Genomic DNA, 17063 nt, shown 5'->3' with positions numbered 1-17063 from the left:
TAAATTCACATATCTTTATTTTTATATGTGTATTTTTGTAACATTTTTGATCTAAAATGGATAGTTTTTGCTTTGTAAATTTAACGTAAAAATTTATTTATCATTTTTATAGAGCATATTTGTTACTTTTCTACACATATTTTTATATTATTTTTTACATTTAGAGAAATTTAAATTTACTTTTCTCTCTTTTACAAAGCCAAATTTGCTCTTTTAGGATATAAATTTCACTCTTTTAATCACAAATTTATAAAGAAAATTTTCTCATCTTTTATAAATGAAAAAATTAGCTTTTATAAAAGCCCTATTTTTGGGTTAAATTTTAAGAGATTTTGTTTGTTAATATTTTGTGGCTATAATGCGAGATAACAAATTTTATTATTAAGGAATTATTATGTTTGAACTAAGAAAACTTCCGTTTGACGCAAATGCCAATGCAGTAGTAAGTGCTAAGACCTGTGAATACCACTATGGCAAGCACCACGCGACCTATGTTGCAAATTTAAACAATCTCATAAAAGATACAAAATTTGCCAACGCATCATTTTACGAAATCCTAAAAAATAGCGAAGGCGGCCTATACAACAATGTCGCTCAAGTTTATAACCACGACTTTTACTGGGACTGCATCGCCAAAAAAAGCGAGATGTCAAGCGAACTAAAAGCTGCGATCGAGGCAAATTTTGCAAACTTCAAAGAGGAGTTTTTAAAAGCAGCTACAACACTTTTTGGCTCAGGCTGGGCGTGGCTTGTATTTGACCCAAGCAGCAAAAAACTAGAGATCGTGCAAACTAGCAACGCAAAAACTCCAGTAAGCGATGGCAAAGTGCCACTTCTAGTCGTTGATGTTTGGGAGCACGCTTACTACATCGACAACTTCAACGCTCGTCCAAAATACCTAGAGACATTTTACGAGAACATAAACTGGGAATTTGTAAGCCAAGCTTACGAGTGGGCGCAAAAAGAGGGCCTTGGCTCAGTTGAGTTTTACACAAAAGAACTACATAAATAATATCTGGCGGGACCTCCCCGCCTTTAAATTTCTACTTTTATTCAAAATTAGCTATCAAATTTATCATTTTAAACGAGAGTGCAAACACTTGTTTTGGCAAATGATCTTTTTATAAATTTAAAATCAGCACGAGCTAGCTTGTCTTTAAATTTCTGTTTTTATATAAACTTTAAAATCATCAATTTTTTCAGCAAAATCACTTTTTTGAAAGATATCAAATTCTCGTTTTGGCAAGCAGCTTCTTTTAAATTTAACGCTAGCGCGAGATATCTCACTTTCAAGTTTATAAATTTAGCAAGTAACGGGCGCGATATTTACTATTTCAAAAGGGGCAAAATGTTTCTTATGGCGGTCTGTTCTATTTTGATAAGCGACTTTTTCTAAGTTTAAAAGTCAACGCAACTATCTCACCTTTAAATTTTATGTTTTTCCAAATTTAAACTACTAAATTTATAAGAAAAACTGCATTACGCACGTGTGGCGAACACAAATTTGCTCATAAAGACAGCATAAAATAGTAGTTTTGGCGACCGCTCTATTTTTGACTGATAGCTTTTCTAAATTTAAAATAGAAGATAAAAGTCGGCGGTGGCTTTAAATTTTTTGCTTTGAAATCAACCATGACTATTCGTATTCAAAGGCTTTTTGCTTAAATTTAATGCAATTCAAGATCGGCGCAGGCTATCTCACCTTTAAATTTATGTTTTTCCAAATTTAAACTACTAAATTTATAAGCCAAAGCCACTTTAAATTCAAAAATGTTCTCGCTTTTAGCTTCAAACAACTCAAACGCAACCAAGACACTCTTTTAACGCACTAGCGCATGCTTGCAAGATACCAAAAATAGCAAAAAACTGGCTTTACTGCCTAACCACATTGCAAACAAACAATTCCATGCTTAAATTTAAAGTAACCAAAAACAAGCATAGGCTATCTAGCTTTTAAATTTATCAGCAAAACTCGCTTTGATATTCAAGAAACGAAGGGCTATTTTACAGCTTTAAGCAGAGGTGGCTTAAATTCCAAAGCCACCCAGCCAAAATTTATCTTTTTGAAGTGTATAAATTTATCCCATTTTGCAAGCGTTTTAGCCCTTCAAGCACCCTTTCGCGTTGCGTTGCGATATTCATACGAAGGAAAAATCTATCTCCTCTGTAAGCGTTACCGTCATTTAGCCAAAGTCCAGCTTTATCGCGCAAGAAATTCATAAACTCACTCGAATCCTCGCAAAACGCACTGCAGTCAAGCCACAAAAGATAGGTCGCACTCGATGGCAAGAGCTTCACTGGCAGATTTTGCTCTTTTATGAAGTTTGCAACAACCTTTTTGTTTTCAAAAAGATACTCTCTAAGCTCATCGAGCCACGCTTCGCCCTCGTTAAACGCAGCGATTGCGGCGATGATCGCAAAGGCATTTGCCTCGCCAACCTCATCGTAGTTGATAGCGGCATTTAGCCTTGATCTGATCTTTTCATTTGGCGTAACGACGGCTGAGCTTTGAAGGCCAGCTATGTTAAAGGCCTTTGTAGGCGAGATGCACGTGATGGAGTTGTTTTTGCACTCCTCGCTAACGCTGATAAATGGCACGTAGCTTAGCCCAGGGTCAGTTATGTCGCAGTGAATTTCGTCGCTGATAACCAAAACATCGTGCTTATAGCAAAGCTCGCCTATCTTTTTAAGCGTCTCTTTGTCCCAAATTTTGCCTATTGGATTGTGAGGGTTGCAAAGAAGCATCATAGTAGTTAGCGGCTGAGCTAGCTTTGCCTCTAGGTCGTCAAAGTCGATCTCGTAAGAGCCATTTTTATAAACAAGGTCGTTTGATAAAATTTCACGTCCGTTGTTTTTGATGCAGTTAAAAAAGACGTGATAGACAGGCGCTTGCACTAAAATTTGATCTCCTGGGCTGCTAAACCTCCTAATAGCAGTTGAGATAGCTGGTATGACGCCAGTGCAAAAGCACATCCACTCGTTTTCAAAGCTCACGTTGTGGCGTCTTTGCCACCAGCTTTTTATCGCTTCGTTCCACTCTTTTGGTATGAAAGAGTAGCCAAAGACGCCGTTATCAAGGCGCTTTTGCAAGACACTTAAAATTTCAGGTGCGGCCTTAAAGTCCATGTCTGCAACCCACATCGGCAAAACATCGCTCTTCATACGCCATTTTGATGAGTTGGTGCCTTCTCTGCTTACTAATGTGTCAAAATCGTACTTCATAGCTTTTCCTTAAATAAAATTTTAAATCAATTATAACCCAAAAGATACTAAGATGATTTAAAAATTTAATACCAAAAAAGGAAAAGTGATGAAACTAGCTCAGGCTCTCATCCTAAGATCTGACACGCAAAAGCGCATCGAACAGCTAAAAGTTAGACTACTTAGCAATGCAAAAACGCAGGAGAACGAAAGTCCAAGCGAGGATCCAAAGCTTCTTTTAAAAGAGCTTGACAAGCTAACAAGCGAGCTTTTTAGGCTCATTTGCTCTATAAATTTAACAAACTCAAGTGCGAAATTTGAAGGCGTGAGCCTAACTGAGATGATCGCTAAAAAGGACGCTTTGACGCTAAAAGCAAACGTGCTTAGGGAGTTTGCCACGAGCGCTAGTCAAAAGGTCGATCTTTACTCAAACAGCGAGATCAAAATTTTAAGCACAGTCGATGTGGCCGCACTTCAAAAGCAAGTAGATACGCTTTCAAAAGAGATCAGAGAGCTTGAGATGAAGCTTCAGGAGGCAAACTGGGCGGTTGATCTAGTAGAGTAAAATTTATGGTAAAAATTTAGCCAAAAGCGAGTAAAAAACCATACATTGGCGGCTTGCGAAGACCAGGCAAAAGCTTAAATTTAGTCTTAGCAATCTTACAAATGCAAATTTAAAAAGCACTTTTACTACCACTTACTGGTTTGGCTATATTTTGGGTGGGTTTGGGGAAAATTAATTTTTATCATGTAAAATTTCGTAAATTTTTAAAAAGGAAATTTATGAAACTAGACACTCTCGTCGTAAAAGGCATCGAAGCCAAAAACAACCCAAACAAAGCGGTCGTTCCGCCAGTATTTTTAGCTAGCACCTTCGTACAAGATGACCTTGAAAATTTTCAAGAATTTGCCTACTCACGTGGCAACAACCCTACAAAAAAAGCCTTTGATGATATCTTTGCTAAAGTTGAAGGTAGCAAATACGCATTTAGCTTTGGCTCAGGCATGGCAGCAACAGCAGCCGCACTTAGTCTTATAAAAACAGGGCAAAAAGTCCTGCTAAATAGCAACGTCTATGGTGGCACATATAGGTATGTCACGACTGTTTTTGAAAGTCACGGCATAAAGAGTGAATTTATAGATGATCTAAATTTTTTAAGCGAAGATGACATAAGCGACGACGTGGCAGCTATCTTCATCGAAACTCCCTCAAATCCTCTCTTAAGAGTGACTGATATCGCTAGAATTTCAAAGATCGCTCACAAAAAGGGTGCTCTAGTCATCGTGGATAACACATTTTTGACGCCTTATTATCAAAAAGTGCTTGAGCACGGAGCTGACATCGTGGTATATAGCGCCACAAAATATATCGGCGGACACGCTGACGTGATCGCTGGTATCGTCACGTTAAACGACGATGCTTTGGCTGAAAAGATAAAATTTGCCAAAAACACGCTTGGTGGCATCATCAGCCCGATGGACGCATACTACCTAATACGTGGGCTTAAAACGCTTAGCGTTAGGTTTGACAGACAAACGCAAAATACCCATAAAATCATCAAATTTTTAGAGAATAATGACGCCGTTAGCGTGGTGCATTTCCCTGGCTCATACAGCGAGCAAGAGGCAAAGATGCAAGCGGCTCAAGCAAGCGATATCGGCGCTCTTATCTCATTTGAGCTTGATGAAAAATATGATGTAAATAAATTTGTAAAAGCGCTAGAAATTTTTGATCTAGCAGTGAGCCTTGGTGGCGTAGAGAGCCTTATCTGCAGGCCTGCTACGATGACTCACGAGGCATATCCAAAAGAGTTGCTAGATAAGATCGGCATAAAGCAAAATTTGCTTCGCCTAGCCATCGGCATCGAAAACGTCGATGATCTAATAGCCGACCTTGATCAAGCATTTAAAAAAGCTAAAAGATAAGGAGAAATCATGGCAACTACAAAATTTAAAGGCAGTGAGGTAAATTTAAGCGGAAATGAGCTATTTGTCGGCTCTTATGCGCCTGAAGCTAGAGTCGTAGCGCAAGATCTTAGCGAATTTAGCGTGGGCGGAAATAACGGCATAGAGGTGCTTGTCTGCTTGCCATCACTTGATACTGGCGTTTGCGCGGCTGAGGCTCGTAAATTTAATGAAAAAGTAGCCGGCAAACAGGGCATTAGACTTAGCATCATCTCAAACGACTTGCCATTTGCGATGGGGAGATTTTGCACGACTGAGGGCATAGCAAATTTGCGTGTTGGTAGCGACTTTAGATACGGTGAATTTGCCCAAAACTACGGCATGCTGATGAGTGATGGGGTACTAAAGGGCTTGCTCGCAAGAGCAGTCTTTGTCATCAAAGATGGCGTCATCATCCACAAGCAAATCGTCCCTGAAGTGACCGAGGAGCCAAACTACGACGCAGTTTTTGACGCGATAAAACAAAGCGGCGGATGTGGCTGCGGCTGCGGCTGTCATTAAAATTTAAACTAACGCTGCTTTTGCGGCGTTAGACCATGAAAACAACAATAAATTTATATACCTCCAAAAAACGCCCATCTAATCACTGTGTTACAAATTTTAGTTCAACAACCTATAAATATAAAGTATAATAGCTCATTATAATTTTCGTGATTTTAAACTTTGCACTATAAAAAATATTATTTGGAGAGCACAATGAAATTTGATTTAAAAAGGTATTACCGTAGTTTTATATATAGCAACTTAAACGACACCACAATGCTGATATGTGGCATCTTAACTGTCTTTTTCTCTTTACTTGGGCACTCCATTGAAAATGGCTTCTTCTCTGGCTTTTTAAAATCAGCCTATCAAACGCTAGCTCTATTACTTGGAAACTATGATTTTAAAGCAACTAACATTGTCAGTAAATGCTCACTTTATATAGCTATAGTCTTTACTCTATTTTTTTACTGCAGTGTTTTTATTAAACTACTTGGCAAAAAGCTTAGAACATGGTGCTTTTTAAAATTTTGTGTAAAAAATCATATCGTGATATGTGGTGCTGGAGATATGGGATATGCCTTGGCTAAAGATATCTTAAACAAACATCAAGATAAAAAACTATTAGTCGTGGATATAAATCCTACAAATGATAATGTAAATAGTATATGCACACTTGGTGGATATGCCATATCTGGCAACGCCATCGATAAAGATTTATTAAACAAACTCAATATAGCAAAAGCTGAAAAAATCATCCTTATGACTGGAAAAGATATATCAAATTTAGAAATTCTGGACGCTATCACTAAAGTTATTCCTGAAGCAGATAAAAACGATCCAGATAATGAAAAAAATATATATATCCACTTAGAGTCAAAAGAAAATTACGAAATATTGCCAAGCATAAAAAGATGTGGCATTAACATAAGAGCATTTAGTGTTTATGACAATGCAGCGCAAACATTATTTATGAAACACCCTATAGGCGAGAATGCAGATACAATAGATAATGATAGTGCAAATCTTGCTATAGTAGGCTTTGACGCAGCAGGGCTATCTGTGTTATACCGCGCTTTGGCCTTAGGTCATTTTTTTAACGGCAAACCACTAAATATAACGATCTTTGATAATAACCACGAAAAAAAGAGAGCAGAATTTTTAAAACTATATCCTATTAGCCTAAAAGCAGGTGGCATAATCAATTGGAATATAGACTTTAAAGATGATGGAGAGCTATTTAACAAAGATGGAATAGAAATTTTTACTCAAATCATTTTTTGCAAAACCAACGTTCAAGCAAGCCTTACTGATATAGCTAGGATCATAAAAAATCAATCAGCTCATTTAGAAAAAAAACAGTTTTTTATATTTATAGATAAACACGATGGCATAAAAGGTATTGCAAATGATATCAAGATAGATAATAAAAACAAAATGGACATTATACCTTTTGGCAACTTCTCTCAAATTTGCTCTTACGATGTCGTTGTAAATGAGATATACGACAAAATGGCTATAAGAGCAGATCAACGATACAATCAGCTTCATAAACCTGAATATGAGACAAATTGGGGTGATCTGTCACCTTTTTTACAAGACTCAAATAGAATGCAAGTTGAACACTTGCCTATAAAACTAAAAGCGATAAACAAGCTATTGAGCGAAAACAGATTTCTAGAGTATGATGAAGCAAAGGAGAAAGCTCGAAATAGATGGTTTGATCTTATGCTTAATAATCAAAATGTTTCTGATATAAGTAAAATAGATTTATGGGATAAGGAGATAAAGGGGGCTAAAATTTTAGCAACATATATAAGTCTTGACGACATAGAAAAATTAGCCAAAATGGAAAAACATCGCTGGAATGCTTTTCATATCCTAAACGGCTGGACTACTCTGCCAAAACCAGAAGGACAAGACTATCCTTATAGAAAAGATAACAATAAAAAAGAACACGCTCTTTTGATCGGCTGGAATGAACTAGAAGAAGCTTCTAAATATATCGTTGAAGATGGCATTAAAAAAAATCATAACTACAAAAGTGACGACGTGGAAACCGTCATGAGGGCTTATGACATGATAGTTTCGGCTTTTGAAGATGACAAAATCTTACAAGATGAAAATTCCATCTATTGTAAAGAGATATTCGAGTTTAAACAAAAAATAGACAGAATCAAAAATAAATGAGAACCATTTTCCTAGCGGCTAAATATATAGCCATACAAAAAGGCAAAGACGTTATAGAAGCTGAAGATATAGCAGAAGCGGTAAATTCAGTTGAAGTGACTGATCCTAATTTTAAAAAAATCTTAGCATCGATTGGCCTTAAAAGGTCTAAAAATAGCACTAAAATAGATGAGTTTGCTATTAACATCGCAACAAAAAATAACACTGTTAAATTTTCTGAAGAAGTGAATAAAATAAAGAGGGTTCTTGAACAAAATGGATATGGCTTTAACACAAATATTAGCAATCTTAAAAAAATAGATAAGAGCGAACCACAAGAAGAAGCATGGCATACAAATCAGGGATGCTTCTCCCTCATTAACAAAATAAAAAAAGAACTAGAAGATAAAATTTACTCTCAAGAGCAAGCTATAGAGACAATACTAGATAAAGTCGTAACCTTTTACTACAGAAAAAACACAAACTCTCTAAAAGCCATCTTCTTTTTTCTTGGACCGCCAGCCACCGGTAAAACCTATTTGGCTGAAATACTAGGGGAAATTTTAACTGGTTATTCTACTAAAGTCTTTAATATGAGCACATATCAAGGTGAAAATCAAAATTTTGCCCTTACTGGACTAAGTGCTGGCTATAAAAATGAAAGAGAAGGCGATCTAACTAAATTTGTAAAAGAACATCCTAAGTCTATATGCGTGTTTGACGAGATCGAAAAAGCCCATCCAAATGTTCAAAATGTCTTTTTAGACATTATGGCTAGAGGTAAAACAGATGATGATTTTACTAAAAAGACTGTTGATTTTAGTGAATGTATTTTTATATTTACATCAAATTTAGGTAGCGAGCTCTATTCTAATAAAAATTTCTTAAACACCATGGCACTAGAGGTAAATTCTGCTCAAAATATCATTTTAGAAACTATCAGCAGAGAGAAAAGCACTGCTTATAGCAGAAGTGAAGCAGAGCCTATCTTTAAACCAGAATTTTTATCTAGACTAGCTCAGGGCGAGATAGTGTTGTTTAACAAGCTTACTTTTAATGCGCTACTACGTATCGCTAGAGAAAATTTCCAAACCGATATGAGAAATTTTGAAAAAGCTTTTGACTTAAAAATCGAAATGCCAAAAGAGGAAGAGCTACTATTAAAAGCAAATTTACTTACATATCTGCCATTTATTGATGCAAGATGCATAAAATCAAAATTTAGCCAAAAGATATTTGATGACATAACAGATCTTTTGAGAAGCTACCAAAAAGATATCAAAAAGATCAAATTTATCATAGATAGCGAAGCTATAAAGTCTCTAAAGAATATCATAAAAGACGATCCAAAACAAAACGATGAATTAATTATGGATTGCTTTAGAAAAAATCAAACCTTAAAATTTTTAAGCAAGATCGAAGTAACAGGCAAGACATTAATTATTAAGTATCACAACGCTTACATAACCAAACTACCAAAATCAGTTGATTATTCAGATGAGGCAGGAAGCATAGTTGCTGATATACCTAGTATCAAATTTGACGATATAGCTGGGCATGAGAAAGCCAAAAAACGCTTAAATGAGATAGCAGCCCTTTTAAAAAACAAAGAAAAAATAGCAAATTTTAATATAGACGCACCAAAAGGCATATTACTTTATGGACCTCCTGGCACTGGTAAAACCATGCTTGCAAAAGCATTTGCAAACGAGGCCGAACTTCCTTTCATAAGCACTACTGGAAGTGAGCTTTTAGATATGGAGTTAATGAAAAAAGTATTTAAAAGAGCTAGGGAGTATGCCCCATCTATCATTTTTATAGATGAGATAGATGCTATAGGCAAAAGAGATGGCAGCAGGCTAGATATTTTAATCAATCAATTTTTAACTGAAATAAATGGTTTTGGCGACAGTTCAGATATTTTTATCATTGCCGCTACAAATTTAAAAGAAAAGTTAGATCCTGCCATTTTACGCTCTGGCCGAATAGACATACATATCCATATCGGTATGCTAGATAAAGAAGCTCGTGGATATTTCATAGACAAGATACTTAAAAATCCAACCGTAGGCAACATAAATAAAAGCAAGCTTATAAAATTTAGTGTAGGAATGAGCGGAGCTGATTTACAAAAAGCGTATAGAGAAGCGTCCCTAGAAGCTTTGCGTAACGGGCTCGAAGGCATTAGTGAAGAGCTAATTTTAGAGCATATCAACAATGTAAAATATGGCGACAAACTAACTGGCAAAACCTACGCACAGATACAAGCTGAAACAGCATATCATGAAGCAGGCCACGCCATTATCTCGCATATATTAATGCCGCACGTAAAAATAGAACAAATAACGGTTGAGCCAAGAGGCAAGGCATTTGGTTTTGTAGCCTTCGATAGAGAAGAGGATGTTAAAAATTTAAGCTTTGATGATATCAAGAACCAAATTTGTGTCTCTTTTGCAGGTAGAACAGCAGAAATTTACTTTCAAAAAAATGAAGGTATAGACACTGGCGCGACTAACGATCTAAAAGTAGCGACAAATTTGGCATATAGCGCTGTTAAAAACTACGGCATGAGCAATATAGGATATATAAATTTAGAGTCTATTGATAGCTTTGGTGGTAAATTAAATGACAAAATAGATAACGAAGTTCTAGAAATTTTAAAAGGACAAAAAATAAGATGCGAGCAGCTAATCAAAGAAAACGAAGATAAGATAAACAAACTAGCAAAACTCCTTATAGAAAAAGAAGTTATTGATGAAGATGAGTTTTTAAAACAGGTTAAAGACGATAATTAAGCCTTAAAATGCTCTAGGACATGCCATGAAAAAAGCCTTTAGATTATTCATATCTTCTACTTTTGAAGACTTTAAAATAGAAAGAGATCTGCTTCAAAATGAGGTTTTCCCTAAGATACGAGAGTATTGTGAAAGCAAGGGCTTTTCCTTCCAGCCTATAGATCTTAGATGGGGCATCAATAACGAAGCTCAATTAGATCAAAAAACTCTACCAGTCTGCCTTAGAGAGGTGAGAAACTGCGCGTCATATCCACATCCAAATTTTTTAATCATGCTTGGCGATAGATATGGCTGGGTACCACTTCCTTATATAATAGACAAAAAAGAATTTGATGATATACGAAAAAATTTAAAGAGTTCAGATAAACAACTATTAGACGAATGGTACCGATTAGATAAAAACCAGTTAAGTGAAGATAAAGACCGTGGCTGCTATATATTAAAACGTAGAGACGGAGCTTTTGTAAAATACGAAGAGTGGTATAAAGTCGAAGAAAAAATACGCCAAATATTGCAAAAAGCCTCCGAAAATTTACCAGAAGAGAAAAAGAAAAAATATTTTATGTCTGCTACTCACCATGAGTTTGAAGAGATATGCAAAAACGAAAGCAACAAAAATTTTATAATCCCTATCTTTAGGCAGTTTAAGAACCAAAAGCAACCTCGCAATCAAAATATCGAAAATTTTAGACAAAGTGTAGAAAACAACATACCAAAAGAGTGCAGACACAATATCATTAACGAAGAGATTGATGATAAATTTAAAATATACTCTAAAGCTAAATTTATAGCGCAGATAGTGAAAAAATTAAAATCAAATATAGACGCAGGCATAAAAGAGTTGAGTAGTGCTCCAGAAAATTTTGAACACAACATATTTAAAGCACAACAGATAGATACATTTTTAGGCAGGCAAAAATCACTAAAAAAGATCGCTAACTATTTAGACGATGAAACTGACACACCACTCATCATATACTCTCACTCTGGTATGGGTAAAACAACGCTTATGAAAAAAGCGATCGAGGAGGCAGAAGAAGCGACACTTGGTAAAGCTCGCATTTTTTACAAATTCGTTGGAGCCGATGGTAAATCCTTTTATAAAAGGGATTTATTAACCGATCTCATCTGCGAGATAGAAGGCACATCAAAAAAAGACGACCTAAACAACCTAAGCGAATATGATTTTGACAAATATATCAGCGAATTGCTCTCAAGCGACAAAGATGAAAATATAGTTATTTTTATAGATGCACTTGATCAGCTTAAAGCAACAGATCAACTCTTTTGGCTACCGCAAAAACTTGGTAAAAACATAAAGATCATTTTATCTGTTTTAAAAGATGAAGAATTTAGAGATGACAGCATTTATTTTGAAAATTTGATCAAAAAATATGGAGATAAAAATACCATAAATTTAAACAATGATAGTTTAAGTAGTGAGGCAAAAGGGCTATTTGAAAATTTCCTTGGGAAACATAAAAGGACGCTGACAAAAGAACAAATAAACGAGGTAGAAAAGAAATTTAAGAATGCAAACTGCTCTCCTTTGTATGCATTTATCATCTCACAAGAGCTAAAAAATATAAGCTCAAACGACAAAATAGATATCGCAGACGATATACCTAGCGCTATAAATGAATTTATAGATAACCTTGAAAATTTATACCATCAAGAAAAGCTTCTTATACAAAAGGTCTTAAGCTACATAACCTTTAGCAAATACGGCATTAGCGAGAATGAGCTACTTGACCTACTATCAAAAGAGATAAAAAGCGACAAAAAATTTTACAACAAAGTCTTTTTTATAAAAAATGTCTCTTTGTCTAAAAATATATCATTCCCTATATCTCTTTGGGCAAGCTTATCTAGCCTACTTGAGCCATTTTTAACTCTTGTTTATAAAGACGATAAACTACTCATAAACTTTTTCCACAGGCAGTTTATAGAGACTGTCTCCAAAAGATATGAAAAATACAAGCAAGAAACGCACTTGAAACTAGCAGAGTACTTTTGTAGCTTTGAGAAAAAAGAAAAACTATGGGACGAAAGATACTATTCATCAAGGGCTCTAAGCGAACTATTTTACCACTTATACTACTCAAATTCTAAGAATTTTGAAAAATATCTAAATGATATAGAGCTTATCGGCAGCATATATGACCATTATAAATTTAAAGATTTCAGAGAAATTTTGGATAACCTAGATGAAGATAAATTTTTGGCTCAAAAGAGCTTCTACCGAGAAAAAGACTATCTTTTTAATGACAATACGAACTATTTTAAACCACACATTGTATTGTTTCAACTAGCTTATGCAGATGGTAAAGACTCGCAGCTAACTATATCCGCTAAAAAGCTATTAAAAGCTGGTAAAGTAAATTTCTGCTGGCTTAAGTCTAGCAATATCTCCGTAAATTTTACCAGGACTGGACTACTAGCAGTTTTTGACTGGGAAAATGCCAAAAGACTATCAAATGGGAATTTTTTGGCTACAAAGTCTGGGGGTAATCAGTGTATTTTTTCTAAAGATTTCAAATTTCTAGCAGATCTAAGGACAAGATCCAAAAGTTACTATGAACTGCAAAATGGTAATCTCTTAAATAAAACATTTAAAACCATTGATTATGATGATATAGAAATTATTACGACTATTACGAATGATGGACAAAATGTAAATACACCAAAAGAGCTAACATTTGAAAAAGAGCTAGAGAATGGCGATCTGCTACTATATGACGGCAAAAACTATGGCGTATATTCTGTTGATCTAAATTTAAAGAAGCAATACTCGAACAAAGAATTTGACTTTTTTATGATACAAAAATATGAACTAGATATGCAAGATAACTATAAGTATTATCTAGGACAAAATATCAAGATCGAAAGAATTACTTATGATTATATATATGATGAAGACGACTACCCAATTCCGCTTTATAATTACAATATATACGACAAAAAAGACAGCCTGCTCATAACAGCACAAGATGTTGCTCTTTTTAAAAATAAATACATATTATTAAATATATGTAAAGACGATAACTCAGCTTTTCATATCTACTCTCTTGGTATGAAACTTATAAAAGTTATATCACCAAGCATTAAAAGCTGTTGCGTAAAGGAGCTTAGTAATGGTGATATACTTTTAGACAACGGCGCCATACTAACCAGCGAATGGGAAATAAAATATAAATTTGAAAAGATAGCACTGATTAAAAATAATACTCTGTTAGTAGCTGATAAAAATGGTACCTCATTTTTTGACGAGAATTTAAAAAATATCTTATTTGTAAGCGATCTCAAATTTAAAGATCTTACAAAATTAAAAAACCAAAATTTACTCATATATTTTGAAAATAGCATTGATTTTGTCACCAATGACCTAAAAAATATAACAACTATTGTATCTAAAAAAGACTCTGACTTTTTTAACACCGACGATATCAACTTTAAAGACTTTGGCGATATCATGGTTTTATATAGAGACCGCATAGATATAAAATTTTATGAGACAAAAACTGGGAGGCTCTTTAAAACTCTGCCAGCGCAAGATAGTATAACTGGTTTAGAAATTTTTAACAACAAAGCATTGATAAACTTTGGAGAGTTAAAAAAGGCATTTTTATATAGTTTAAAGCAAAGCTACAACAAGATAAGCAACTTCAATGGAAAACTAGAAAAGGTTGGTGCCTTTACAAATAGTTATATAGTTGCGCATTTTAGTAATGGAAATATCTATATATACTGCAAAGATTTTAAAATAAAAAAGCTTTACGAACACTGTGATGATCTAGAGATACAAAAAGATACCTTTACCATCAAAGAAAAAAATAGCGATATATGCATAATTAATAAAGAGTTGAAAGCTATAAAACATATAAAGGAGCCATATACTATAGGAGAGTGCTTATCAAATGGCAACATATTATTATATGAATTAGAAGACGATATTCTAATTAAAAGTTTTTATATATATCTAAAAAGTGACAATGCCATTAAAAAAATAGATGCACCAATATCTGGCGCACTCGGATATGATACTAAAATAAACATAGATAATGCTAGAAATAAAATTATCATTGAGCACTTTCTGCAAGGAGAGGTAGTTCAAAAATATACATATGACAAGAATGGAAATAGTATAAGAAATGCAACAGAACAAGAAAATAAAAATCCTTCTTATAGGGTCATTAAAAAAACTAGCAAAGTGATGAAACTAGAACTAAGAGATAATGATTTTATAATGGAAGTGTATTTTAAATACTATAGCAAAATGTATATTAATTACACAAAAATCTATAGATCAAATATATTATTAGATAAAAATAATAACTTTATACTAACTCTCAATTTTGCCGACAGTGAGAATGAGGGATATTTTAAAGAAATAACCACTATATATAGTCGTAATAGAAAACGGATAAAAACTATAATGGACGCATCTCTTAAAAAGCAACTAAGCAATGGAAATATACTGATGGCCTCTGGTGATCTCTACTCAACAAATTACAAACATATAAAAAGACTATATGGAAATTTTATAAAAGAACTTGATGATGGTAGTTTAATCTTTACCGAAAACGACAAAACCTTTTATTATGATGCAGACTATAGACTAGTAAATAGTAGTAGCACTTTTAATATAGATGTCACCAAACACGAGAAATTTGACTATGTGCCAGACAAGCGTATTTTTATCTATCACTATGATCCAAATAGACCAAGAGTTATAGAATTTAATCATGGATGTAAAGTAAAAAATTTTAAAGATTACTATGTAGTAGTATTTAAACATGGCATAGCTATCTTATATAAATATATCGATAAGAGAAAATTTTTCTATATACCAGAAGAAACAACAGTGATAAAAATATATAAAAATAAATGTTTGGTTTATAATGAAAATAGATTTTCATATTTTATGTTTAGCTAAAAGTCAGAATGTCTAACAATAAAAAGTTAAATACAAATTTTCTTTAGTATAAAAATATTTCAAACCAAAATTTTTATAATTTAAATTTTTAAAAAAACCTGAATAAGATTGAAGTAAAGTGGCCGGGAGATAGGGACACCTAGAGTGTAAAAACATTTTTCATTACTACAAGTACCTAAAAATGGGATTTCTATGGCATTTTTAAGAGTATAAATTTTGACTCTTTCTGGGTAAAAAGATGTAACAAGCCTATGTAACAAGTCTAGCACCATTAATTCCTTTCCTCTGCGATATTTTATATAAAATTTCGTCCAAAATTTTAGACGATTTTTATTTAAATATATTAATCGGCAACCGTCAGGTTATCTAGATACTTAGTCTTTTGCCTGGCGCTGTCGCACCTTCAAACGTGCTTAGCGTTAGCGAATCGTTGTCTGGGTTTAGTAGTCTATCGAGAGCGGTACAACTGGTTTTCATGAGCTTAGTCATCTTTGTTTTGGTTGCACATTCCAGCTTTAAGCTAACCTCCGACATAACCAACAAAAGGCTTTGTATTTACCGTATATTATATCAAATGCTCCAATTTCCCATCCTGAGCTCGCTTATATCTTTAAAATCTTTTTCGTTATTCGTAACCAAAATAAGATTATTGCCAAGCGCTACGGCAGCAATCAGCATATCCATATCGCCTATCCTTCTGTTTTTATTTCTTATCTCAAGCCTTATTTTACCATAGCTTGCTGCGCATTTACTCGTAAAATCCAAAACGCCGAAATTTGAGATAAAATCGCCCATCTGTAACAAGTATTCTATGATTTTAATGGGCTTTTAGAACATTTTTAATAAAAAACTTGTCCGATTATCAGGACAACTTTTTCTAGAATTTTTAGCTATAGAAATTTTTGTTTTAATAAAATCAAAGACTCTAAAGTGCTATAATCTACCCAAATTTAAAAGGACTTTTATGACTACCATGATAAACATTCAAACAACTGCAGATAATACCACTCTCGAAGCGATAAAGGCTCTACTTTTTAAAATAGATCCAGCTGCTATTTTTGAAACCTATGGTGAGCAGCAAAACTATCTTAGTAAAGAGGACGAAGAGCACCTAAAGAGGATTTCTGATATGGATGATAAAGGAGAGCTAGAGTATGTCTCAATGGACGAAATGAATGCTCATGTAAATTCTCTTTTTAAAAAATACGGTGCCTAAATGCAGCAAATTCCTTATTTAAGCAAGGATTTTTTAAGCCAACTTGATGCCATTTTAGATTTTTACTCTAAGGATAGCGTTGAGACTGCTTGGATTTTTTATTGCGAGCTATTAGAAAGGCTAAAAAGCATCTCTTATATGCCTTACAGATTTAGAAAAAATAAAACAATCAATAGAGAAGACACGAGAGATCTTATCTTTAAAGGGTATGTGGTGGTCTTTCGTATAGAACAAGACTATATAAAAATACTTGCAATATATAAGCACAATCTTACTCCTTACTCATAGAAATACACTA

Annotated in this window: 12 protein-coding genes; 9 read left to right on the top strand and 3 right to left on the bottom strand. The window is 34.1% G+C overall.

Going from position 1 to position 17063, the window contains the following annotated elements:
* The first annotated feature begins 394 nt into the window (after positions 1–394).
* Complete coding sequence (sodB, locus tag G6W41_RS03665; protein ID WP_103646039.1) at positions 395–1012, top strand: superoxide dismutase [Fe]; 618 nt, start codon at positions 395–397, stop codon at positions 1010–1012.
* 655 nt (positions 1013–1667) lie between these two features.
* On the opposite strand, the gene G6W41_RS03660 is transcribed toward sodB, so the two are convergent.
* Both G6W41_RS03660 and G6W41_RS03655 read right to left on the bottom strand, forming a co-directional pair.
* A complete protein-coding gene (locus tag G6W41_RS03660; RefSeq protein WP_194170660.1) occupies positions 1668–1811 on the bottom strand; it encodes a hypothetical protein in 144 nt (47 codons plus the stop codon).
* 244 nt (positions 1812–2055) lie between these two features.
* Positions 2056–3222, bottom strand: coding sequence for a MalY/PatB family protein (locus tag G6W41_RS03655; protein WP_103613105.1), 1167 nt, complete (start codon positions 3220–3222; stop codon positions 2056–2058).
* Between the two features lie 88 nt (positions 3223–3310).
* Here G6W41_RS03655 and G6W41_RS03650 point away from each other — a divergent pair, with 88 nt between their 5' ends.
* From G6W41_RS03650 to G6W41_RS03625, 6 genes are all read left to right on the top strand, one after another.
* Entirely contained in the window at positions 3311–3766 is a 456-nt protein-coding gene (locus tag G6W41_RS03650) for a DIP1984 family protein (RefSeq protein ID WP_194170659.1), read from the top strand.
* 218 nt (positions 3767–3984) lie between these two features.
* Positions 3985–5127 carry a trans-sulfuration enzyme family protein gene (locus G6W41_RS03645; protein ID WP_194170658.1) on the top strand — a complete coding sequence of 381 codons (1143 nt, stop codon included), beginning with the start codon at positions 3985–3987 and terminating at the stop codon, positions 5125–5127.
* A 9-nt stretch (positions 5128–5136) separates the two neighbouring features.
* Positions 5137–5667 carry a thiol peroxidase gene (gene tpx / locus G6W41_RS03640; RefSeq protein ID WP_194170657.1) on the top strand — a complete coding sequence of 177 codons (531 nt, stop codon included), beginning with the start codon at positions 5137–5139 and terminating at the stop codon, positions 5665–5667.
* Positions 5668–5862: 195 nt separating this feature from the next.
* A complete protein-coding gene (locus G6W41_RS03635; RefSeq protein WP_194170656.1) occupies positions 5863–7839 on the top strand; it encodes an NAD-binding protein in 1977 nt (658 codons plus the stop codon).
* Positions 7836–10613: an AAA family ATPase gene (locus G6W41_RS03630; RefSeq protein WP_194170655.1), complete on the top strand. Its 2778-nt coding sequence runs from the start codon at positions 7836–7838 to the stop codon at positions 10611–10613. The genes G6W41_RS03635 and G6W41_RS03630 overlap by 4 nt, the downstream gene beginning before the upstream one ends.
* Positions 10614–10638: 25 nt before the next feature.
* Positions 10639–15549, top strand: a complete 4911-nt coding sequence (locus tag G6W41_RS03625) for an ATP-binding protein (protein WP_194170654.1) — start codon at positions 10639–10641, stop codon at positions 15547–15549.
* A 570-nt stretch (positions 15550–16119) separates the two neighbouring features.
* Here the strand turns inward: G6W41_RS03625 and G6W41_RS03620 are convergent.
* Positions 16120–16344, bottom strand: coding sequence for a type II toxin-antitoxin system VapC family toxin (locus G6W41_RS03620; RefSeq protein ID WP_021092441.1), 225 nt, complete (start codon positions 16342–16344; stop codon positions 16120–16122).
* A 169-nt stretch (positions 16345–16513) separates the two neighbouring features.
* Between G6W41_RS03620 and G6W41_RS03615 the strand changes: the two genes are divergently transcribed.
* Positions 16514–16765, top strand: a complete 252-nt coding sequence (locus G6W41_RS03615; RefSeq protein WP_021089960.1) for a hypothetical protein — start codon at positions 16514–16516, stop codon at positions 16763–16765.
* Positions 16766–17053: a type II toxin-antitoxin system RelE/ParE family toxin gene (locus G6W41_RS03610; RefSeq protein WP_194170653.1), complete on the top strand. Its 288-nt coding sequence runs from the start codon at positions 16766–16768 to the stop codon at positions 17051–17053.
* Positions 17054–17063 lie beyond the last annotated feature (10 nt).

It is taken from the genome of Campylobacter concisus (assembly GCF_015230035.1).
GTDB classification, from domain to species: domain Bacteria; phylum Campylobacterota; class Campylobacteria; order Campylobacterales; family Campylobacteraceae; genus Campylobacter_A; species Campylobacter_A concisus_BK.
This window is presented reverse-complemented; position numbering and strand designations above follow the sequence as displayed.

Coding starts and splice junctions, on each gene's coding strand:
- G6W41_RS03615 (WP_021089960.1), top strand. CDS start 16,514: ATGACTACCATGATAAACATTCAAACAACTGCAGATAATACCACTCTC.
- tpx (WP_194170657.1), top strand. CDS start 5,137: ATGGCAACTACAAAATTTAAAGGCAGTGAGGTAAATTTAAGCGGAAAT.
- G6W41_RS03630 (WP_194170655.1), top strand. CDS start 7,836: ATGAGAACCATTTTCCTAGCGGCTAAATATATAGCCATACAAAAAGGC.
- G6W41_RS03620 (WP_021092441.1), bottom strand. CDS start 16,344: ATGGGCGATTTTATCTCAAATTTCGGCGTTTTGGATTTTACGAGTAAA.
- G6W41_RS03645 (WP_194170658.1), top strand. CDS start 3,985: ATGAAACTAGACACTCTCGTCGTAAAAGGCATCGAAGCCAAAAACAAC.
- G6W41_RS03625 (WP_194170654.1), top strand. CDS start 10,639: ATGAAAAAAGCCTTTAGATTATTCATATCTTCTACTTTTGAAGACTTT.
- G6W41_RS03610 (WP_194170653.1), top strand. CDS start 16,766: ATGCAGCAAATTCCTTATTTAAGCAAGGATTTTTTAAGCCAACTTGAT.
- sodB (WP_103646039.1), top strand. CDS start 395: ATGTTTGAACTAAGAAAACTTCCGTTTGACGCAAATGCCAATGCAGTA.
- G6W41_RS03650 (WP_194170659.1), top strand. CDS start 3,311: ATGAAACTAGCTCAGGCTCTCATCCTAAGATCTGACACGCAAAAGCGC.
- G6W41_RS03655 (WP_103613105.1), bottom strand. CDS start 3,222: ATGAAGTACGATTTTGACACATTAGTAAGCAGAGAAGGCACCAACTCA.
- G6W41_RS03635 (WP_194170656.1), top strand. CDS start 5,863: ATGAAATTTGATTTAAAAAGGTATTACCGTAGTTTTATATATAGCAAC.